Below are 20,921 nucleotides of genomic sequence, written 5' to 3'. Positions count from 1 at the left end.
GGAGCGCGCGAGCGCATGGTCTGGCCTGATTTACCTGCTTCTATTCGGCACCGGCTGGCTGTTGGTCGCACGTTTCATGCCGCCGATTCCCCCCGCTGCTGGGCCCGCGGAAGTGGCGTCCCAGTTCACGCAGCGGCATGTCTGGCTGATGCTGGCAGCGGTGCTGATGATGTGTTCTACGTTTGCCCTGCTCCCCGTCTCGGCACTATTGGTGCTGATCGCACGCAGGATCGAGCGCCACGTTGGCATGGTGACCGTGATGATGGGTCTGACCCTGGCGACATACCTCGTCATGAACTTCTACACGCCGTTCTCGTTCGCCATGGCCGCCTTTCGAACAGAGCGCGACCCGGCCCTTGTTCAGTACGCGAGCGATTACGGATTCCTGCAGTTCATCGGCGGCATCCCGATGTTTCTGATGGTCTGGGTGCTGACCGCGTACGCCGTCCTCGTTTTGAGCCCTCGCCACGATCCCCTGGTTCCCCGCTGGTTCGGATACCTGAACCTGTGGATCGCAATCCTTTATCTGCCTGAGCTTTTGGTGTTCTTCTTCCATTCCGGCCCCTTCGCATGGAATGGCGTCGTGGGATTCTGGATTCCCGCGATCCTCTTCATCATCTATTTCGCTGTCTCGCCGGTAATCCTGGTCCCCGCGGTACGGCGGCTGGCGTCTGAGTCCGCAGAAATGGCCCCGGCTGCGGAATACGCTTCGTGACCGTAGAAGCCCGTCCGCGGGCGTCAGTTCACCGACTCCGCACCGCCGGCCACGTACCCGGCGAAGCCGAGCTGTGGATCTTCATCTTGGGAGACCTCACCGTATTCGGCGTCTTCTTCGCAATCTGGGGATGGAACTATGCCCAGCATCCCGCACTGTTCGAGCTCGGCCGCGCGAGCATGTCGCAATCGATCGGGTTGGCCGAAACCCTCACCCTCATAAGCAGTTCCGCTGCGGTGGTGATCGCCCTTACTCATGCACGATGGGAACAATGGTCCCGCGCGTATCGCTGGTATCTGGCCGCGATCGGATTCGGCGCCGTGTTCGTGGTGTTGAAAGCCATTGAATACAGTCACCATCTGAGCGTCGGCTCCCATGCGCTTGCGGGCGAGTTCTACATGTACTACTTCGTTTTCACCGGAATCCACCTGCTGCATGTGCTGGTCGGTCTGCTCGGCTTGAGCGCCGCCGCGCGATCGATGCGCCCCCACGCGCCGCGTCGTTACAGCACTGCCCTGCTGGAAGGGATCGGCGTGTACTGGCACATGGTGGATGTGCTGTGGGTCGTGCTGTTCTCGTTGATCTACCTGATCTAGATAGTGAGCAACCAATGACCATCTCCACGCTTACGACACATATGCGCGGCATCGCACTGCCCACCTGGTTGATATTGGCGGGCTGCACCGTGCTGTCATGGTACGAGAGTCCCGCAGGGCGTCCTTCGACTCTGGTGATTCTGATCGTGCTGTCGCTGACCGCAATCAAGGTGGCGCTGATCATCGCGTCCTACATGGAGATCAGCCGCGCCCCGGGGTGGCTGCAATCATTGTGTGCCGCCTGGGGCATCGTCGTCTTCGGAATCCTGACGTACACCCTGTGCGCGGCGATCTAGCTCTCGTTCCCCTGGCCCGCCGCGAACAGCGCATCAGGATCGACGGGAAGACCATGTTCGGTCGGTGCCGTCGCCGGCTGTGAGTGACTGACCGCGGCGACCGGGACCGGAGCGGCAACTGCGGGCCCAGGCGCCGGGGTTCGCAGGCGCTCTACGTTGATCGCGAACTCGGCGACGCCGTCCCGGATCGCGGCGGCGTGCTCGTCAAGACGGTCAAGGAGCTGAGAGAGCGTGCGCCCCATCTTGTTTCCGAGTTCGGAGGCGTCGGCCACGACGGAAGCGATCGTGGTCGCGACGCTGCCGCCCTGGGTGATGGGCGATGCCGCACGCGCTGCGGTGAACTCGGTGATCACGTCATCGACGTAACCTTCAACCCACTGCCCGAGCATGCTTCGAGTGTGAGTGACCAGATCCGTCACCACGTTGATGCGTTGATTGATGTTGGCCGCGACAAGACGTAGCTCCTGCAGAGCATCGTCGATCGGACCAGATGCTTCTCTGAATCCTGTTGCTGCCGCGCCACTGTGGCCGTCGCCGAGCGCACTGAGAACAGCGGAGAGTTCCTGCTGGACGTTGGTCACGTCGGCAATGCAGTACCGCCAGAAGGTTGCTTCGACAGAAGCAGCGGCCGGATCACCGCGTAACGCATCCAGTGGCTCTTCGAGGAACTGCACATGCTCAACCACGAAGCCCAATCCGGCGTCGTATAGGCGAGTGAGCGGTTTCAGCTCGGCATCAAGGGTGTCCACCGAACCCTTCACCAATCTTCGTCATTGCGGCGACGGCCTGATCCTCGTTCTCGGCGATCCGCCGGGCCTGATCGTGCAGACGCTGCCCCGTCTCCACGATGACGTCGCCAAGGGTCCGGATCGCATCGGTCAGCTGGTCAACGCTCCCCCGCACCGACGTCACGAAGTCCGACGAGACCGCCCCCAGGTCTCGCTCACCGAGCCCCTCTCCGTGATGATCGAGCAGGAACCGCACCGATTCTCCGGCGCTTTCCAGATTCGCCGCCTCACGCAACACCACATCGCGGTCAAACCGGAGAGTTCCACTCGTCTCATCGCTCATGAGGTCGTTCCCAGATGCTCACCCTCCCCAAGGTGCCCCCCGTCCAGGTAGCCCTTGACGTAGTCCATCGCCGGCCCGTCGCCGGTGAGGTCATGCAGTGTGCTGTGTATCTGGCTGGCGGCATTGACCTGCGCCGCGGCAATCGTCCTGGTGATGATGGCCGACAGATCCCTCGCATCCATCGACAGCGTCGATTCATCAAGGTCCAGTGCCTCGATGCGGCCCCCCGACCCGACGGTCACCGCTACCCCCACGTCATCCTTCGCATGGCCGCGGACCAACCCCACGGTCTGCTGCACATACTGGGCGCGTTGCCCAAGAACCTCCAGGCGATCCTGATACTCACGAATCCATTGGCGGGGGTCACCACGGCATTCCGACATGACGAGGGGCTCCTTTCCGGGGACACGATCGGTGAAACGGGAACGTCCCCTCCGCGTCCCCGGTCCACCAATCGCTGATGGCATCTGTCGACTTCTGTGCCATACATAGAGATTGATGGGTCGAGGACGTGAATCGGTTCCATGAATTTTGAAGAAATTTCTCGGCAAATGGATGAAACATCAATTACCTGCAAGAACACCCGCCACAGAGACAAAACAGCGGACTACCTGTGCAGTAGTCCGCTGTGGTGAAACGTTCTGGCGCTATCCGCCGAGCTTGATCTGCAGCCCGACACCGATGATCGAGATCACCCAGATGGCGGTCACGAAGTACGTGAGCCGATCCAGGTTCTTCTCCACCACGGTCGAACCGGAGAGGCTGGACTGAACACCGCCGCCGAACAGCGTGGACAGACCGCCACCCTTCGCGCGGTGCAACAGCACCAGCAGGACCACCAGCAAGCTCGTGATCACCAGGACGATCTGCAACGCCAATTCCATGGGGGTTAGCCTACCGGCTCCCCGCCGGTCAACCGCGCAGGGATATCACGGCGCCGGTTCAGCTCACCTGGTCGCTCGGCGACATCCAGGTGTTGCACTCCCAATTGCGGTTCTTCATCGCCCCGTGCCACCACCAATCAGAACCGTGCTGGAAGGTGCCATGATCACGTGGATCCCCCGGACGGTCACCCCGATACTGATCGGCGCCGGCCCGCTGGTACTCGTCCTCGGTGATCGTCCCCCCGCGCCGAGACCCTACAAACATTCCGGAAAAGCACTGAGCCTGGAGTTCCAACCGTCGAGACAGCTCCAGGCCCGCCGGCGAATCAATTCCCGCCGCTCTGCGCCGGCGCCACTGCTCGCCCATCATCCCGCTCAACTCCTGCCCGTGATGTGCGTATTCGTGGGCGTAGGCGGCCAAATAGGGACCATCGTGATTTCCATACCTGCCCGGCGACAGCGCCACAATCGACATGTAGATGGTGTTGTTCGACGAGCAGTAAAAACCCGCCGAACCGCCCGGTTCGAAGGAGTTACCCCCGCAGGGTGAGTCGACGTAGTCACCCTGCGCCACCACGAGGCCCGGCGGTGACCACGGCAGCGTGAGTGCGTCGAGCTGCCGCCGCCACTCCACATCCAGACACGCACGCAATTCCCCGTAGAACACCTCACCCTGGGCGGCATTCTGCGGCCATGTGCTGGTCGAGCACGGCGCGTTGGTGAATCCCGCGTCCCGGTTCCGGAACAGCGGGTGATCGCCGAGCGCAAACACCGGCTGCGCGGGCGGAGGCAGCGGTGGCGCCGACTCCGTCGGCGCCACAGTGGGACTGGTCTGCGATGGGGTCCACGCGGATACGCCGCGAGGTGTGGTCGCGGGGTATTGCCATGTCGCGGTGGCCCGCACCGGTTGGCGTCTCCCGGGGCCCGAATGGAGAGCCCAGAGCACCGCCGTTCCCAGCATCAATACCGCGACTAACACGAAGGCAGCGCCGCCGATAACCAGACCGCGATACGAGCGGCGCCGCACCTTCGGACGCTGCCCGTACGCAACAGGCGGCAGATACACCGGACGCACCGGCGGCACTGGATATCCGGGCGGCGGTTGAGCAACCGGGTATCCAGGAAAGGCCGGGAAGGGCGGCGGACGCCAACCTCGTGGAGGTGGCGTCAGCTGGGTTCGGGCGGGCGGTGGCAACGGCGCGGCCCAGGCCGGTACCGACCTGGGTTGGTAGTACGGCTGCGGCCCCACGTCGTACACCCCCCGAACACATTCTGTGAATGCGCGCCAGCATATAGACCCTCACCTAGGGTTACCGCCGTGGGAGAGATGAGTCGCGGGGCGGCGTCGCGGTGGGCGTTGTGTTTATCGGTGTGCGTCGGATGGCTTCTCACCGCGGCACCTGCGGGCGCGGACGGTCCCGAAGGCACCGTCGCTGTCGCGATGGACCTGTCCGACGACGGCACGCTGAAGGTCGCCGAGACCATTACGCCCGCGAAAGACCATGTGCTGCAACGGCATGTCCCCCTCGATATGCCGGTTGAGGGCAACAGGATTCAGCATTTCGAGGTCGGCGCCGTAGCCAGTACCGGTGACGCGACGGCCGCACTCGCCGGGAACGCGCTAACCATCACCGCCCGCGGACCGGCGACCGTCACATACACGGTTCGCGGCACTGTCGCCGATACCGCCGATCATCAGCAGGTGGCCTGGCCGTTTGCCTCCGGCTGGGATTCAGGCCTGCACCAGGTAACGGCCTCGTTCGTTTCACCGAGCACCAAGCCCAGCTCCCCCGCGTGCGCTCTCGGCGTGCCGGGTTCCCAAATACGTTGCACCGCAGCTCAGGTCGATCACACCGGGGTGGTCCGCGTCCAGCAAGACGAGCTGCCGCCGGACGCGACGACAACCTTCACCGTCATGGTGCCGCCCGGTACCGTCCCGCCGAATGCCACCTTCTCCACCGCTCCCGGTCCGCAGGGCCGGTTCGCCCTGACATCGCCGTCGATCGCCGCGCTGGTGGCCATGGGTGTCCTCGCGGTCGCCATGACCGGCTGGGTGATCGTCGCGCGCCGCCGTGATGCGGGTGCCACTGAAATCGTGGTGGCCATGGCCGATCCCTTGCTGCGCGACGGCGCGGGAACACGATTCGCGGCACCCGACGGCGTTCTTCCCGGGCAGGTGGGCACCGTCATCGATCTGCATGTCGATGCCGTGGACCTCACCGCGACCGTCGTCGATCTGGCAGTGCGCGGATATCTGTGGATCGCCGAAACCACCGGCCCTGGCGCGCAACCCGATTGGCAGATATCTCGCCGTGCTGCGGCGGACGGCCTCTTGACCGCCTACGAGACCCGACTGCTGGGCGTACTGCTTCCCGACGACAGCCCGACGATGTTCCTGTCCAGCCTCCAAATACCGGGATCGCGACTGGATCTCAGCGGCATCCCCGAGACGATGTATGCCGACGCGCAACTCAATCGATGGTTCCGCCGCGCACCCGAGCACCTCGGCACCTTGACTCGCTACGGAATCGGCGTGCTGCTGGCCGGTCTCGTGGTCACCGCCGTGTTGGCATTGAGCATCGGCAGCGCCTTGATCGGCGTCGCGATATGCGGAGTGGGCACCGTCTGCGCGCTGGCCGGCATGCTACTTCCGGTCCGCACCGCACGCGGTCATCTGCTGGTGGCGCACGTGGCCGCGCTGCGCCGCTACCTGGGCGAGCTCAATCTTGAGGGCTTGGAGGCCGCCGACCGCGAGATCGTACTGACCCGGGCCGCACCCTATGCCATCGTCCTCGGGCAGCTCGGCCCATGGCTCAGGGCAATGGAAACGCTCGACAGCGCCGCCGACGGTTCACCCGGAATCGATTGGTACGACATCACTTCCGGCGACGAGGAGGGCTCAGCAGACGCCGCCGACATCACGGCGAATCTGCCTGCCTTCCTCACCACACTCGACGGGGTGCTGGCGCGCAGTGCGCACCTACGAAATCTGCCGCACCACTGAGCTACAGCAGCGGCCCGCCCGCGGCGATCGCCGACATCTGGGCGAACTGCTCACCGTCCAGTGAGGCACCGCCGACCAGCGCGCCGTCGACATCATCCTGCGAGACGATCTCGCCGACGTTCTTGGCATTGGCCGAGCCGCCGTACAGGACTCGCACGGACGCCGCCACATCGGCATTCGCGATCTGTGCCAGCTCCGCCCGGATCGCCGCACACACTTCCTGGGCGTCGGCGGCGCTGGCCACCCGGCCGGTACCAATGGCCCATACCGGCTCATAGGCAATCACAACCTGCGCGACCTGATCGGCACTCAGCCCCGCCAGCGACCCACGGAGGGAGTCCACATTGTGTTGGACATGGTCCCCGGCTTCGCGGATATCGAGGGCTTCGCCGATGCACACGATCGGTGTCAGGCCGTGCTTGAGCGCCGCGGCCGCTTTCGCGGCGACCAGCGCGTCATCCTCGGCGTGGTACTGCCGACGCTCGGAATGTCCGACGACGACGTAGGTGACGCCCAGCTTGGCCAGGAACGCACCGCTGATCTCACCGGTGTAAGCGCCCGAATCATGCACCGACAAGTCCTGCGCGCCATAGGTAAGACGCAACTTGTCGCCGTCGACCAGGGTCTGCACGCTCCGAATGTCCGTGAACGGCGGAATGACCGTCACGTCCACCTTGTCGAAGTACTTATCCGGCAAGGAAAACGCGATCTTCTGGACCAGGGCGATGGCCTCAAAATGGTTGAGGTTCATCTTCCAGTTGCCAGCGATCAGCGGCTTGCGGCTCATGCGGAGCTCCTCTAGCTTTCGAGTACTTCGATACCCGGAAGCGCTTTGCCCTCAAGGTATTCCAGGGATGCGCCGCCACCGGTGGAGATATGGGAGAAGCCGTCGTCCGGCAGGTCCAGCGCGCGCACCGCGGCGGCCGAATCTCCACCGCCCACCACGCTGAACGCACCCTTCTCGGTGGCCGCGATGATCGCCTCGGCGACCCCCCGAGTGCCCGCGGCGAATGCCGGGAACTCGAACACACCCATGGGACCGTTCCAGAAGATGGTCTTGGCATTGGACAACACGGCAGCGAATCGTTTGACCGACTCCGGCCCGATGTCCAGGCCCATCTTGCCGTCCGGAATTGCATCGGCAGCAACGATCTCCGAAGGCGAATCAGCGGCGAAGGCGTCGGCAGCCACAATGTCCATCGGCAGATGGATGACGTCCGCGTACCTGTCCAGAAGGTCGCGGCAGGTCTCGATCTGTTCGGGCTGCACCAGCGACTTGCCCACCGGCAGCCCTTGTGCGGCCAGGAACGTGAAACACATGCCGCCACCGATGACCAGACTGTCGGCCTTGGTGGCCAGTGATTCGATGACAGCCAGCTTGTCGGAGACCTTCGACCCGCCGAGGACCACCGCGTATGGCCGCTCGGTACTGGCCGTGAGCACCCGCAGAACTTCCACCTCGGCGGCCACCAGGCCGCCGGCGTAATGCGGCAGCAAGGTCGCCACGTCGTACACGGACGCCTGCTTGCGGTGCACCACCCCGAAACCGTCGGAGACGAACGCGCCGCCGGTACCGGTGGGGCCACCGACCAGCTCGGCCAGTTCCTGCGCAAGCGCCAGCCGCTGTGCGTCGTCCTTACTGGTCTCGCGAGGATCGAAGCGGATGTTCTCCAGCAGCAGCACATCACCGTCGGTCAGACCTTCGGCTCGCGCCAGCGCATCGGTCCCGACGACGTCGCCGGCCACCTGCACGTGCTGACCCAGCAGTTCACCCAGCGCGGCCCCGACCGGCCCCAGCGACAGCTTCGGATCCGGCTTGCCGTCCGGGCGGCCCAGGTGCGCGGTCACGATGACCTTGGCCCCGGCACCCGCGAGTGCACGGATGGTCGGGACCGAGGCCACGATGCGGCCGGGATCGGAAATATGGGCGATGTTGCCGTCCAGGTACTCGAGCGGGACGTTCAGGTCCGACCGGACCAGCACGCCCTTGCCCGAAACTCCCTCGGCCAGCAGGTCGTTGAGCGACTTGATGCTCATGAGGCTAGAGCGACTTGCCGACCAGGCCGACCAGGTCGACGAGGCGGTTCGAGTAACCCCACTCGTTGTCGTACCAGGAGACCACCTTGGCCTGGTTGTCGATCACCTTGGTCAATCCCGCGTCGAAAATCGAGCTGTGCGGGTCGGTGACGATGTCCGAGGACACGATCGGTGCGTCGTAGTACTTCAGGATGCCCTTGAGCTTGCCCTCGGCGGCAGCCTTCATGGCGGCGTTGATCTCGTCGGCACTGGCTGCCTTGGCGAGTTCGACAGTGAGGTCGGTGGCGGATCCGGTTGGGATCGGGACGCGCAGGGCGTAGCCGTCGAGCTTGCCCTTGAGCTCGGGCAACACCAGGCCGATGGCCTTGGCGGCACCGGTCGAGGTCGGCACGATGTTCAGGGCCGCGGCGCGGGCGCGACGCAGGTCGCTGTGCGGGCCGTCCTGCAGGTTCTGGTCCTGCGTGTAGGCGTGGATGGTGGTCATCAGGCCCTTGACGATGCCGAACTCGTCGTTGAGCACCTTGGCCAGCGGTCCGAGGCAGTTCGTGGTGCACGAGGCGTTGGAGATGATGTTCTGGCTGCCGTCGTACTTGTCGTCGTTGACGCCCAGCACGATGGTGATGTCTTCGTCGCTGGCCGGCGCGGAGATGATGACCTTCTTGGCTCCCGCGTCCAGGTGGCCCTGCGCCTTGTCACGCTTCGTGAAAATGCCGGTCGATTCGACGACGACGTCAACACCCAGGTCGCCCCAGGGCAGTGCCGCCGGGCCCTCGCGGACCTCCAGGGCCTTGATCTTGTGGTCGCCGACAACGATGGTGTCGTCACCCTCCAGGCTGACGTCATACGGCAGCCGGCCCAGGATGGAGTCAAACTTCAGCAGGTGGGCCAGGGTGGCGTTATCGGTCAGGTCGTTGACCGCGACGATCTCGATGTCGGTGTTGATCCCTTGAGCCTTCTGCGCGTCCAGTGCCCGAAAGAAGTTCCGGCCGATCCGGCCAAACCCGTTTACGCCTACCCGGACAGTCACGTAGCGCTCCCTCTTTGTCGGTGTGAGATGTGGTGTACCCGTTATCGGCACTCACATTAGCCCAGGGGGTGTGCCATTTCGTCCCGGCCCAGTCGCGCGACGATGTGGGCGAGGACCGCCAACACCAGAGGCGCGGCTCCAGCGATGAAGAACACCGTCGTGTTGCCGATGACATGGGCCACGGGAACCACCAGCGCGAAGGACGCCGGCAGACCGACCAGGGACACGAAGAAGTCCATGCTGGCGGCGCGACCCAGCATCTCCTCGGGCACCCGGCGCTGCATCAACGTGCCCCAGATGACGTTGGCCGACTGCATGGTGCCGCCCACGATGATCATGGCGACGGCCATCATCCAGACATGTCCGGTGAATCCGATGAACACCAGGGGCAACGAGCCGGCTCCCCACATCAGGATCATCACCGTCAAGTATCGGCGGGCCAGCGGCAGTGACGACACGATGAACGAACCGACCGCCCCCGCGAGACCGAACAGCGCCAGCACCGTGGCATGGGTGCCGGGGTCACCGCCATGATCACGGATGACGAACGGCAGCAGGATCTCGATGGGGCCGACGACCACCAGCACATAGCCGATCGCGAACAGCAGTATGGCGAAGAACCAGGTGGTGTGCACCATGTATCGGAACCCCTCGGCCAAATCGGCGAGGGCCCGGCGCAACGGATGCTGACGCACATCCGCCGACGCCGGCGGCTCGTGCTTCTGCCGAACCAGCAGCAGACAGCACAGTCCTGCGGCGACGAGCATGCCCTCTAGCAGAAATGCCCCACCCGGCGACCACACACTGACGATGGCCGCACTGACCGCGGGCCCGGCGGCCAGCTGCATCACCGGCCGCAGAACACCTTCAATACCGTTGGCGGCCAACAATTCCTCGGAGGGAAGCAAGCGTGGCAACAACGCGGTGTAGGCCGGGATGTAGAAGCCCTCGGCGATACCGAACAACAGCGAGTTGAGTGCCAGATGCCAGATGTGCGCCACGCCGGTCAGAGCGAGCGTCGCGGTGGTGAACATCAACGCGGTCTGCATGGCCAGTGAGCACCGCATCACCCACAGCTTGGGCAGGCGATCGGCCGCCACACCCGCGGGCAGCACGCTGATCAGCAGGCCCACGCTGAACGTGGTCCCGACAACAGCCACCTGCGCCGGCCCCAATCCCATCCGGATGACCTGCCAGACGAGCGCGACCGTCCACATTCCGTTGCCCAGCAATGTGACCGCCAGGCCGAGCGTCAACAGTCGATAATCACGGTGCCTCATGGGCCGCAACGCGCGCGGGAGCCGAGACGCCTGATGGTGTGGCTCCTCGCCCGAAGAGCCCCCGGGGATTTCCCCAAGGACCCCTTCAGTTTTCAACTGCTTGGCGGAGCCCATCAACCCAGAGTACGAAAGCGCTCCGACAATTCGCCAATAGTTTTAGTTACCGCTCACCCATCGATGTCCTGGTCGTGCAGGGCGAGTTGGTCGACATCGCGCGAATCGCTACCGACCAGGTCGGCGATCAACCCGGCGTCCGACAGATCCATCGGCTCGGAGAACTTCCAGTCGTGGTGCGCCACCTCGTTCAACCGCTTGATCAGGTGGTGGTCGGTCACCTCGATGGCGAGTTCGCGTCGATGATCGAAACTGCCTGGGGAGAAGTTGATCGAACCCACCACCGCCCGCTCGTGATCGGCGAGGATCATCTTCGCGTGCAGTTTCATATGCTTGAGGCGGTGGATCTTGATGCCCACATCGTCAAGGATCCGCATCCCACTGACGCCCTCGAGTAGCTTTCCCGACTTCAGGTGATGCGCCGCGCGCGCCATGACATGCACCTTCACCCCGCGATGCGCGGCCCGCACCAGGCGCTCGATAATCACCGGGTCCTGGTAACGCTCGTTCTGCAGGAACAAGGTGTGCTTGGCGCTGTCGATGAAATCGGCGATGCGGTGCCTGCCGTTGAACGGGCACCAGATCAGGTGCGCCCCCGCGCCGGGATCGAAATCCTCACGCGCCCAATCGGCTTCGAAGCAGTCGACGATCTCGGCGACCTCGTAGGCGCTGGGGGTGACGACGGCGTAGTCGCGGGTGACGGTGAAGTTCTCCTCGGTCCAGTTCAGTGATTCGACGAAAGCATGCTCATCGTCCACGACCATTGATTTCTCGTGCGTCAGATCGAAGGCGGGATTGCTCTCCCGCACATCGATCCCGAACTGCCGCAACATGTCCCGGGCGGCGTCATTATCTGTCTCTCCGTCCCGACGTTCCGGGTTGAGCATCACCTTCACGTCGACACCACGCCGGTGGGCCGCGACCACGGCGTCCAACAGCGGCAGATGGCTGAAGGCGAACATCTTGATGCGCACCGACCGGGTGGAAGCGTGGATCGCGTCGAGAACCGGCTTCGCGGAGTCGTCAGGCAGGATGATCAGCGAACGTGTCACGGTGTCTCGTCCTCGTATTGGATGCGATGCAGGTCAGCGTATCTGCCACCCGCGGTCAGCAGGTCCTTATGCGTGCCCTGCTCCACGACACGCCCCTCCTCCAACACGACGATCTTGTCCGCCTCGCGAATCGTGCTGAGGCGGTGGGCGATCGTGATCACCGTGCGGTCTCGCATCAGCCGCTGTAGCGCGGACATGACCAGGCGCTCGGACTCCGCGTCGAGCGCGGCAGTCGGTTCATCGAGGATGAGGATCGGACTGTCCCGGATGAGTGCGCGGGCGATACCGATGCGCTGCCGCTGCCCGCCCGAAAGGGTTAGTCCACGCTCCCCGACCGGGCTGTCGTAGCCCTGCGCCATCTCCGAAATGAACTCGTGTGCGTTGGCCAGTTTGGCCATCTCGACGACCTCTTCGTGATCGGCGTCGGGCCGGCCGAAGGCAATGTTGTCGCGGATGGTCCCGCGGAACAGCACCGTGTCCTGCAGTACGTAGGCGATGTGGCGGCGAAGCTCGTGAAGCTTGTAGTCGCGCAAGTCGACACCGTCGATCCGGACGGTGCCCATGCTCGGATCGTAGAAGCGCGGAATCAGACTGACCAGACTGGATTTTCCGCTTCCGGTATGCCCGACGACGCCGACCAGCTGACCGGGCTCCACCTCGAAGGTCACGTCACGCAACACCGGGGTTGCACTGTCGTAGCTGAATGCCACGCGCTCGAAACTGAGTGCGCCTCTGATACGCCCCGGATCGACCGCGTCGGCCTTCTCCTCTATCGCCGTCTCCGCGTTGAGGAGGGCATTGACGCGGTCGACCCCGACCGACGCCATGGCGATGGTGTTGGTGAGCTTGGCCAGGTCCTGCACGGGTTTGAAGAACGAGGTCAGATAGGCGATGAACACCGTCAGGGTCCCCGCGGTCATCACCCCTGCCAGGATGAGAGCCGATCCCCGCCACAGCACCAGTGCGGTGCAGGCGGCCACCACGACGGCGACAATGGGCGACACCACCGATTTCACCCGTCGCGCGTTCAGCGCCGCGTTCACCGCCTGCTGGCCGACGATGGCCAGCTGACGCTCCTGAAGTTCTTCCCTGTCGAATGCCTTGACAACGCGGATGGACTGCAAGCCTTCCTCGGCGACCGCCACAATGTCCGATTCCCGTTGACGCACTTCATGAGTGGCTGCCTTGACGGACTTGCGGATGCGAGACACGAACAACAACAGCAGCGGCGCGACCGCGAGTGCCACGAGGGTGAAATCCCACTGCAGCCACAGCATCAGGACCAACATTCCGGCGATGGTCAGCAGGTCTGTCGCGATGCCGAGCGTGGAGGCCGAGGCGAAGTCCTGGATGGTGTCGACATCGTCGGTGAGGGTGCTCAGGATGGGTCCGACGCGGTGGGTGTCGAAATAGTTCAGGGACAGCTGCTGCAGGTGGTGGTATGCCCGGGTCCGCAGGTCGTTACCGATGCGCTGTCCGACCGTCTCGGTCAGATAGTTGGCCGCGTATGTCGCGATCGCGGCCACCACGGCAATGGCGACCAACATGATCGCGGCCAGTCCGGCAACGTGCATCCGTCCCTCGCCGCCGAGCATCGGCTGCAGAAGGCCGTGCAACCAACCCGGCAGCGGGTGGTTCCCGACCACGCTGTCGAGCACAACCTTCAGCGGCCAGGGAGCCGCCAGACCCACGGCGATCTGCACCACCAGAACGGCGAAAATCCAGGCAATCAGCCTTCGATAGGGCCGGATCAGTTCGAGGATCAATCTCATCGCGACCGTTGCCTCATCCCGGGTTTGGCGACCGTTTCGTCGCCACACAGTACAAGATCACGACAGCGCCCGAGGGACACCGAAAAAACAAGCAGTTAGGCGTCTTCCAGCAGTTCCGGGGTGACCGCCGATTCGGTATCGGGGATGCCGTCCGTCTTGGCCTTTCGATCGGCCATGGACAGCAGACGCCGGATTCTGCCGGCGACAGCGTCTTTGGTCATCACCGGCTCGGCGAGGCGACCCAGCTCCTCAAGTGATGCCTGCCGGTGCTCGACACGCAGTTTCCCGGCGGCCGCCAGATGGTCGGGGACGGTGTCACCGAGGATTTCCAGCGCCCGCTCCACACGCGCGGCGGCCGCGACCGCGGCACGCGCAGACCGGCGCAAGTTCGCGTCGTCGAAATTGGCCAGCCGGTTCGCCGTTGCCCGCACCTCACGGCGCATGCGGCGCTCTTCCCACGTCAGCCGGGTGTCTTGAGCGCCCATCCGGGTAAGCAAGGCGCCAATGGCCTCACCATCGCGAACCACCACGCGATCGCTCCCCCGCACCTCGCGGGCCTTGGCACTCACGCCGAGCCGTCGGGCCGCGCCCACCAGCGCCAGCGCGGCCTCGGGTCCCGGGCAGCTGACCTCCAGTGCGGAGGACCGGCCGGGTTCGGTCAACGATCCGTGCGCCAGGAACGCTCCGCGCCACGCGGCTTCCGCGTCGGCGACGCTGCCGCCGACCACCTGCGCGGGCAGTCCGCGCACCGGGCGACCCCGCAGATCGAGCAGCCCTGTTTGCCTCGCCAACGCTTCTCCGTCTTTGGCGACGCGCACCACATACCGCGTTGTCTTGCGGATACCACCGGCAGACAGCACATGCACCACGGCGTTGTAGCCGTACAGATCGAAGATGTCCTTGCGCAGACGGCGCGCGATGCTGCCCTGGTCGACCTCCGCCTCGACGACGACGCGGCCACTGACGATATGCAGTCCGCCGGCAAACCGCAGCAGCGACGCAACCTCCGCGCGACGGCTACTGACCTGAGTCACCACCAGGCGGCTCAGTTCGTCCTTGACCTCGGCGGTCATCGCCACGTGGCGTCCCCTCTCTGGCTTCCATGCTGTGTGCGTCCGCCACCCGCGGCCAGGCGCACCGTGGATTCGGCATCTGTTCCAGCGGCCGCGGCCGCACTACCTGTCCGTACCCGATCCAAGACCGCCGCCAGTTTCGCAGGGTCATGTAAATGTGTACCAGGGCGCGACACGTCAGCGAATTGAACCTGCGCATTGAACAAGGCGGCTGCCCTGGTCAGATGATCGCGTTCAGTGTCATCTGCCGATGCGGATTCGACAACGATGTCGTGCACTCCGAACTCGGGAGCGTGTTGCGAGAGTACGTGCAAATGCCGCTCAGCGGAAAAGCCCGCCGTCTCCCCCGGCTCCGGAGCAAGGTTCAAGATCAATGCTTTGCGGGCCTGTGTCTGTTGCAACGCGGCGAAGAGCTCGGGCACCAGCACATGCGGGATCACGCTTGTGAACCAAGATCCCGGCCCCAAAACCACCAGGTCGGCGGCCATGATGGCGTCGATCGCCTGCCGGGTGGCCGGCGGATTGCCCGGATGCAGACGCACCCGGCGTACCTTGCCCGGTGTGGTCGCCAATGCCACCTGGCCGCGAATCACCCGGCTCATCCGCGGGTCGGACTCCAGGCCGGAGACATCGGCCTCGATCTGCAAGGGAATCGGACACATCGGCAGCACCCGCCCGGTGATACCGAGCATGCGGCCCATCTCGTCGAGCGCGGAGACGGGGTCGGCGAGCATGTCGGTGAGGCCGGCCAAAATCAAGTTCCCGATGGGGTGCCCCGCCAGGCCACCGCTGCCGCCCAGCCGGTGTTGGATCGCCGTGGCCCACATCCGCCCACGGGGGCTGTCGGAGGCCAGCGCCGCCAACGCCATCCGCAGATCGCCCGGTGGAACGATTCCCAGCTCGGAGCGGATTCTCCCGGACGAACCGCCGTCGTCGGAGACCGTGACCACGGCGGTGATGTCGTGGGTGAGCCGCCGCGCCGCCGAAAGCGTCGCGTAGAGACCGTGCCCGCCGCCGAGTGCGACGATGCGCGGCTCGCGCCGGGCCAGCTGGGGGTCCTGACCGACACCGGAGCTCATTCGCGCCCCAGGTCGCGGTGCAGTACACGCACCGACAAGTCATCATCGGGCGCCAACGATGCGGCCAGCGCCTCGGTGATCGCGACACTTCGATGCTTGCCGCCGGTGCAGCCCACCGCGATGGTCATGTAGCGCTTTCCCTCTCGCCGGTAGCCGTCGATCACGAGGTTCAGCAGCCGATGGTAAGTGTCCAAGAACTCGTCCGCGCCGGGTTGGCTCAACACGTACTGGCTCACTGAAGGATGCTGGCCAGTGTGCGGTCGCAGCTCATCCACCCAGTGCGGGTTCGGTAGGAAACGGACGTCGACGACCATATCCGCGTCCATCGGCAGGCCGTACTTGAAACCAAAAGATTCGACCGTGACGCTGATATGGGCGACGGACTCGCTGCTGAAAGCGCGCTCGATCGCCGCACGCAGCGCCGGGACGGGCAGTGACGAGGTGTCTATCACCAGGTCTGCGGAGGCCCGTATTGAGGAGAGCAAGGCGCGCTCCGCAGCGATGCCCTCCGCTAGGGTCTGGCCGCCCTGTAGCGGGTGACTGCGCCGGTTGTTTTCATATCGCCGGACCAGGCTCTCGTCGGATGCTTCCAGGAACAACACCCGAGGGCTGATTCCGCGCGTGGCCAAATCAGCCCGCACCGACTCCAGGTTGCCGGTGAAGCCCCTGGATCGAACGTCCATCACCACGGCGAGCTGGGTGATGCGTGATCCGGCCGCCAGGCCCAGATCGACCATTCGGGTGATCAGTTCCGGCGGAAGGTTGTCGGCGACGTACCACCCGAGGTCTTCGAGCACCTTGGCGGTGGTGCCGCGTCCCGCGCCCGATAGGCCCGTGACCAGCACGACGTCGATATCGGCGTTTGCGGGTGCGCTGGCGAGATTAGGGGGATCGAGTGTCATCGACTCCATTTTCGACCATGACGGGCAGTGCCGCTTCGGTTGCACCGGAAGTCGCCGGCGAGCTGTCAGTTCCGACGAGCGCCTCGCGCACCGCGACGGCGGTTGCCGCGCCGATGCCCGGCACCGCGGTGATCTCCTCCACGCTGGCCTTCTTGAGCTGCGCCACCGAGCCGAAGTGCGAGACAAGCGCGGCCCGGCGCGCCTCCCCGAGCCCCGGAATGCCGTCGAGCACCGAAGCCGTCATCCGCCGGGACCGCTTACTGCGGTGGAACGTGATGGCGAATCGGTGCGCCTCGTCACGCACCCGTTGCAGCAAGTACAGCGCCTCGCTGGTTCGCGGCAGGATCACCGGGTCTGGCTCCCCCGGCACCCACACCTCTTCGAGTCGCTTGGCCAGACCGATCACCGCGACATCGGTGACTCCCAGCTCACTCAATTCCGCAGCGGCCGCATTGACCTGTGGCGCCCCGCCGTCGACAACGAAAAGGTTTGGCGGATAGGCGAACTTACGCGATCTACCTTCTGGAGCCTGTTCGGCGGTATCGAGTTGTGCGTCTTGCACGTGCCGGGCAAATCGGCGCCGGGTGACCTCCGCAATGGAGGCGACGTCATCGGAGCGACCGTCACCGGCAGCCTCCTTGATGCTGTAGTGGCGATAGTCCGATCGCCGGGACAGCCCGTCCTCGAACACCACCAGCGAGGCCACCACGTCGGTGCCCTGGACATGGCTGATGTCGATGCACTCGATGCGTAGCGGCGCCTGCTCCAAACCGAGTGCGTCCTGAAGCTCCTGCAATGCCGCCGATCTCGTGGTGAGATCTCCCGCGCGCTTGAGCTTGTGTTGCGCCAGCGACTCTTTCGCGTTGCGCTCCACCGTCTCTGCCAGCGCCTTCTTATCGCCGCGCTGCGGCACCCGCAGGGAGACCCGCGAACCCCGCAGCCCGGTCAACCATGAGGTCATCCCGTCGGCGTCCCGAGGCAGAACCGGCACCAGGACCTCGCGCGGCACCGGCACCACATCGGCATCCTTGTCTGCCGCACGGGCGAGATCGGCCTGATCCCCGTAGAACTGGGTGAGGAACTGCTCAACCAGACCCTCGAGATCGGAATCGCCCGGATCCCCTGTCTTTTCGACAATCCAGCCGCGTTGGCCACGCACCCGGCCTCCGCGCACGTGGAACACCTGGACGGCGGCTTCCAGCTCGTCGTCCGCGAAGGCCACCACATCGGCATCGGTGCCATCGCCGAACACCACGGTCTGCCGTTCCAACGCCCGCTGCAGCGCGGAGATGTTGTCGCGCAACCGGGCAGCCCGCTCAAAGTTCAGTTCCTGGGCGGCACGGTTCATTTCACGTTCCATGTCGCGGGCCAGACGATCGGTCTTACCCGACAGGAAATCGCAGAAATCCAGCACGATCTCGCGGTGCTCCTCGGCGCTGACGCGCCCCACGCACGGCGCGGAGCACTTGTCGATGTACCCCAACAAACAGGGACGGTCAATCTGCTTGTGCCGCTTGAATACTCCATTGGAGCAGGTGCGCGCCGGGAACACCCGGGTGAGCAGATCGAGCGTTTCCCTGATGGCCCACGCATGCGAGTACGGACCGAAGTAGCGCACACCCTTGCGGCGAGGACCCCGGTAGACGAACAGCCGTGGATACTCCTCATTGAGGGTGACAGCCAGCACCGGATACGACTTGTCATCGCGGTAGCGGACGTTGAAGCGCGGATCGAATTCCTTGATCCAGTTGTATTCGAGCTGCAGGGCCTCGACCTCGGTGCCCACCACGGTCCACTCGACGCTGCCCGCAGTGGTGACCATCTGCCGGGTGCGCGGATGCAGGCTGGTGACGTCGGCGAAGTACGAGGTGAGGCGGCTGCGAAGACTCTTGGCCTTGCCGACATAGATGACACGTCCGTGCGGATCACGGAATCGGTAAACGCCCGGCTCGACGGGTATCGAGCCGGGAGCCGGTCGATAGGTCGAGGGATCGGGCACGTATCCAGGCTAGTCCGGTGGTCCGACGACCAATCCCATCGACGGACCGACAACCCCACTCACCAGGCGGCGCACTATTTCCGCGATCCACTGCTACCCTCGGGGGGTACCTCAACGCAGGGGCGAAGGAGTAGCAACGGTGCGTAGATACGCCGCGGGGTCCATACCCGTACTGCTCGCCGCGGTGGCGGGCCTGTCTCTCGTCACGGCGGTTCAGGCGCTGGCCGTTCCGGCCAATGACGCCGACGCCGTCATCAACAGCTTGCAGGCCAGTGGCTACCGCGTGACGGTGACGAGGATCGGCTCGGGACATCAGGACAACTGCGTAGTCCAGTCCGTCAATCAGCAGTCGCCCGTATCCAATGTGGCCGGTGCACGCGATATGCGCAATCGACCCACATCGGTTCCCGTGTCCACCAAGGTCGCTCACGTCACGCTGGCGTGCTGACAGATAAGGACGAGTTGGATGAAATTCAGCGCTGGCCCACTGGCAGTTGCCCTGATCGCGATGGGCGGGATTGTTGCGTCCCCCGCGATCGGTTCGGCCGACCCGGAAATCCCCACGCCGGCACCGGCATCCGAAACCGCCTCCCGGACAGCGATACTCCCGGTCTTTGCGCAGGAAGGTATCCGCGTGAGAACCGGGAAGCCTGGCGAGCTGCTGACGATCCAGTTGCCCGACGACGTTCCGCTGTCTCCCGCACAGTGGGGACCCGACGGGGAGGCGACGTATCGGTCGACGGACACCGATTACACGATCACACCCCTGATCGACGGCGGCGAGTATTTCACCATCGCGAAGAAGAACCCGACCGATTCCTTCGAATACAACCTGCGCCTCGAGTTGCCCGCCGGCACCCACTGGGTCCGCTACGGCACCACCTTGCTGATCGAATCCGATGGTGCGGGGGAAAGCCCGTCGACGCTGGTGGGAATGTTCGCCTCACCCAAGGTCACCACCGACCGTGGGACTGATATCCCCTTGACCGTCAAGATCGATCCCGATGCCGGGGTGAAGCTTTCCGCGCGAAGCCCCGAACTCGTCAACACGCCGGTTGAGATCGGTTTCTCCTACCACCCCGTGGACGTCACGACGTAGCCGAACCCGTCACCGAAGCGCCGGTCACGGCGCACCGAAACCGAAGCTCGCCATGAACCGGTGGCCGTCGCCGCTGCGCACCGAGTCGACAAGCTGCTTGGCCCGGTTTTGATTCTCCGACTTCGTGGTGACGGCAATCGAGTACCGCTCCACCGATACCGCGTCACCGGGAAAGCTCAGTGTCGTCACACGGGTGTCGGCACCCTTGGCATAGGACGAGTAGGTGAGCCCCACGTCGGCCCGTCCCTCGGCTACCGCATCCACTACCGCACTCGCGGTATCCGCGGTCAGCGCCGGAGTGAGCTGAACCGAAAGCGACGAAGCAACGCGCGCCGTGGCCGCGCCGCAGGCAAGCTCCGGCGCACACACGGCAATCCGCGTCCCGGGCCGGGCCACGTCGTTGAGCGTGGCCACGTGATTCGGATTCCCGGGCGGCGTGACCAGCACCAGTCTGTTGGCAGCGAACGCTGCCGGATCACTCACCTGACCCGCGTGCACCGCCTTGTTCATGTCGGGCTCTTCCACGACAAGCACATCAGGGGCCGGGCCCTGATCCAGCGCGTCGACAAGTTCTTGCGAGCGTTTGAACGTCAGTTGTATCTGGGTGCCCGGGTGGTCGATCTGGAATCGTTTGGCCAGCTCACTGAATACGGCCCGCATCGGCTGGTCGACCGATACACGCAGTGTCATCGGGACCGCGGCACCGCCGACCTCGCCCGCATCACCGGGGCGCGTGGTTGGGGCGGGCGCGGGCGACGAACCACACCCCGCGACGACAAGAGCCGTCGCCAGCACCGCGGCGATGGACGCTGATCGCTGCCGTCCGGAGAATCCGGATCTCTGGGGCACGCCTCCGAACACGCGCGGAACCTATCACGGAGGTCGACCACTCACCCCGCCATGGCATAACGTGATGGCACT

The 20,921-nt window shown here is 64.7% G+C and carries 22 protein-coding genes; 6 read left to right on the top strand and 16 right to left on the bottom strand.

Annotation, left to right across the window (positions count from 1 at the left end):
- Nucleotides 1-148 precede the first annotated feature (148 nt).
- The 3 genes from BKG76_RS20725 to BKG76_RS20715 are packed head-to-tail and all read left to right on the top strand — an operon-like array spanning nt 149 to nt 1,607.
- Nucleotides 149-715 (top strand): hypothetical protein, encoded by a 567-nt coding sequence (locus BKG76_RS20725; protein WP_070940029.1) that lies wholly within the window; start codon nt 149-151, stop codon nt 713-715.
- On the top strand, nt 712-1,311 hold the full coding sequence (locus BKG76_RS20720; RefSeq protein WP_070939586.1) for a cytochrome c oxidase subunit 3: 600 nt from the start codon (nt 712-714) through the stop codon (nt 1,309-1,311). The genes BKG76_RS20725 and BKG76_RS20720 overlap by 4 nt, the downstream gene beginning before the upstream one ends.
- A gap of 14 nt (nt 1,312-1,325) precedes the next feature.
- On the top strand, nt 1,326-1,607 hold the full coding sequence (locus BKG76_RS20715) for a cytochrome C oxidase subunit IV family protein (protein ID WP_070939585.1): 282 nt from the start codon (nt 1,326-1,328) through the stop codon (nt 1,605-1,607).
- Here BKG76_RS20715 and BKG76_RS20710 read toward each other — a convergent pair.
- The 5 genes from BKG76_RS20710 to BKG76_RS20690 form a co-directional block, all read right to left on the bottom strand.
- Complete coding sequence (locus tag BKG76_RS20710; RefSeq protein ID WP_070939584.1) at nt 1,604-2,356, bottom strand: WXG100 family type VII secretion target; 753 nt, start codon at nt 2,354-2,356, stop codon at nt 1,604-1,606. The genes BKG76_RS20715 and BKG76_RS20710 overlap by 4 nt on opposite strands.
- Nucleotides 2,343-2,678, bottom strand: a complete 336-nt coding sequence (locus tag BKG76_RS20705; protein WP_070939583.1) for a hypothetical protein — start codon at nt 2,676-2,678, stop codon at nt 2,343-2,345. Before BKG76_RS20705 ends, BKG76_RS20710 begins: the two co-directional genes overlap by 14 nt.
- Nucleotides 2,675-3,061 carry a hypothetical protein gene (locus BKG76_RS20700; protein ID WP_070939582.1) on the bottom strand — a complete coding sequence of 129 codons (387 nt, stop codon included), beginning with the start codon at nt 3,059-3,061 and terminating at the stop codon, nt 2,675-2,677. The genes BKG76_RS20705 and BKG76_RS20700 overlap by 4 nt, the downstream gene beginning before the upstream one ends.
- Before the next feature lie 264 nt (nt 3,062-3,325).
- Complete coding sequence (gene secG / locus BKG76_RS20695; protein ID WP_005076011.1) at nt 3,326-3,562, bottom strand: preprotein translocase subunit SecG; 237 nt, start codon at nt 3,560-3,562, stop codon at nt 3,326-3,328.
- Between the two features lie 58 nt (nt 3,563-3,620).
- A complete protein-coding gene (locus BKG76_RS20690; RefSeq protein ID WP_070940028.1) occupies nt 3,621-4,811 on the bottom strand; it encodes a neutral zinc metallopeptidase in 1,191 nt (396 codons plus the stop codon).
- Between the two features lie 78 nt (nt 4,812-4,889).
- Here BKG76_RS20690 and BKG76_RS20685 point away from each other — a divergent pair, with 78 nt between their 5' ends.
- A complete protein-coding gene (locus BKG76_RS20685) occupies nt 4,890-6,566 on the top strand; it encodes a DUF2207 family protein (RefSeq protein ID WP_070939581.1) in 1,677 nt (558 codons plus the stop codon).
- Nucleotide 6,567: 1 nt separating this feature from the next.
- Here the strand turns inward: BKG76_RS20685 and tpiA are convergent, their stop codons facing one another.
- The 10 genes from tpiA to uvrC form a co-directional block, all read right to left on the bottom strand.
- The gene (gene tpiA / locus BKG76_RS20680; RefSeq protein WP_070939580.1) at nt 6,568-7,353 is read right to left on the bottom strand and encodes a triose-phosphate isomerase; all 786 of its coding nucleotides are present in this window, start codon (nt 7,351-7,353) and stop codon (nt 6,568-6,570) included.
- Nucleotides 7,354-7,364: 11 nt separating this feature from the next.
- Nucleotides 7,365-8,603 carry a phosphoglycerate kinase gene (locus BKG76_RS20675; protein WP_070939579.1) on the bottom strand — a complete coding sequence of 413 codons (1,239 nt, stop codon included), beginning with the start codon at nt 8,601-8,603 and terminating at the stop codon, nt 7,365-7,367.
- A 4-nt stretch (nt 8,604-8,607) separates the two neighbouring features.
- The gene (gap, locus tag BKG76_RS20670) at nt 8,608-9,630 is read right to left on the bottom strand and encodes a type I glyceraldehyde-3-phosphate dehydrogenase (RefSeq protein WP_070939578.1); all 1,023 of its coding nucleotides are present in this window, start codon (nt 9,628-9,630) and stop codon (nt 8,608-8,610) included.
- Nucleotides 9,631-9,686: 56 nt separating this feature from the next.
- Entirely contained in the window at nt 9,687-10,910 is a 1,224-nt protein-coding gene (locus BKG76_RS20665; RefSeq protein WP_070939577.1) for an MFS transporter, read from the bottom strand.
- A 167-nt stretch (nt 10,911-11,077) separates the two neighbouring features.
- Nucleotides 11,078-12,076: a phospholipase D-like domain-containing protein gene (locus tag BKG76_RS20660; protein WP_070939576.1), complete on the bottom strand. Its 999-nt coding sequence runs from the start codon at nt 12,074-12,076 to the stop codon at nt 11,078-11,080.
- On the bottom strand, nt 12,073-13,848 hold the full coding sequence (locus BKG76_RS20655; protein ID WP_070939575.1) for an ABC transporter ATP-binding protein: 1,776 nt from the start codon (nt 13,846-13,848) through the stop codon (nt 12,073-12,075). The genes BKG76_RS20660 and BKG76_RS20655 overlap by 4 nt, the downstream gene beginning before the upstream one ends.
- A 95-nt stretch (nt 13,849-13,943) precedes the next feature.
- On the bottom strand, nt 13,944-14,921 hold the full coding sequence (whiA, locus tag BKG76_RS20650) for a DNA-binding protein WhiA (RefSeq protein WP_109420967.1): 978 nt from the start codon (nt 14,919-14,921) through the stop codon (nt 13,944-13,946).
- Nucleotides 14,918-16,000, bottom strand: coding sequence for a gluconeogenesis factor YvcK family protein (locus tag BKG76_RS20645; protein WP_070939573.1), 1,083 nt, complete (start codon nt 15,998-16,000; stop codon nt 14,918-14,920). Before BKG76_RS20645 ends, whiA begins: the two co-directional genes overlap by 4 nt.
- Nucleotides 15,997-16,911: an RNase adapter RapZ gene (gene rapZ, locus BKG76_RS20640; RefSeq protein WP_070939572.1), complete on the bottom strand. Its 915-nt coding sequence runs from the start codon at nt 16,909-16,911 to the stop codon at nt 15,997-15,999. Before rapZ ends, BKG76_RS20645 begins: the two co-directional genes overlap by 4 nt.
- A complete protein-coding gene (uvrC, locus tag BKG76_RS20635; RefSeq protein WP_070939571.1) occupies nt 16,883-18,901 on the bottom strand; it encodes an excinuclease ABC subunit UvrC in 2,019 nt (672 codons plus the stop codon). Before uvrC ends, rapZ begins: the two co-directional genes overlap by 29 nt.
- 163 nt (nt 18,902-19,064) lie before the next feature.
- On the opposite strand from uvrC, the gene BKG76_RS20630 reads away from it, so the two are divergent.
- A complete protein-coding gene (locus tag BKG76_RS20630; protein ID WP_070940027.1) occupies nt 19,065-19,349 on the top strand; it encodes a hypothetical protein in 285 nt (94 codons plus the stop codon).
- 18 nt (nt 19,350-19,367) lie between these two features.
- Nucleotides 19,368-20,000 carry a hypothetical protein gene (locus BKG76_RS20625; protein ID WP_070939570.1) on the top strand — a complete coding sequence of 211 codons (633 nt, stop codon included), beginning with the start codon at nt 19,368-19,370 and terminating at the stop codon, nt 19,998-20,000.
- A gap of 24 nt (nt 20,001-20,024) precedes the next feature.
- Here the strand turns inward: BKG76_RS20625 and modA are convergent, their stop codons facing one another.
- Entirely contained in the window at nt 20,025-20,861 is an 837-nt protein-coding gene (modA, locus tag BKG76_RS20620; RefSeq protein WP_070939569.1) for a molybdate ABC transporter substrate-binding protein, read from the bottom strand.
- Nucleotides 20,862-20,921: the final 60 nt, after the last annotated feature.

The sequence above is a fragment of the Mycobacteroides franklinii genome, from assembly GCF_001853795.1.
In the GTDB taxonomy this organism is placed as follows: Bacteria; Actinomycetota; Actinomycetes; order Mycobacteriales; family Mycobacteriaceae; genus Mycobacterium; species Mycobacterium franklinii.
Note: the sequence above shows the minus strand (reverse complement) of the source record. Positions and strands in the feature narration are given on the sequence as shown.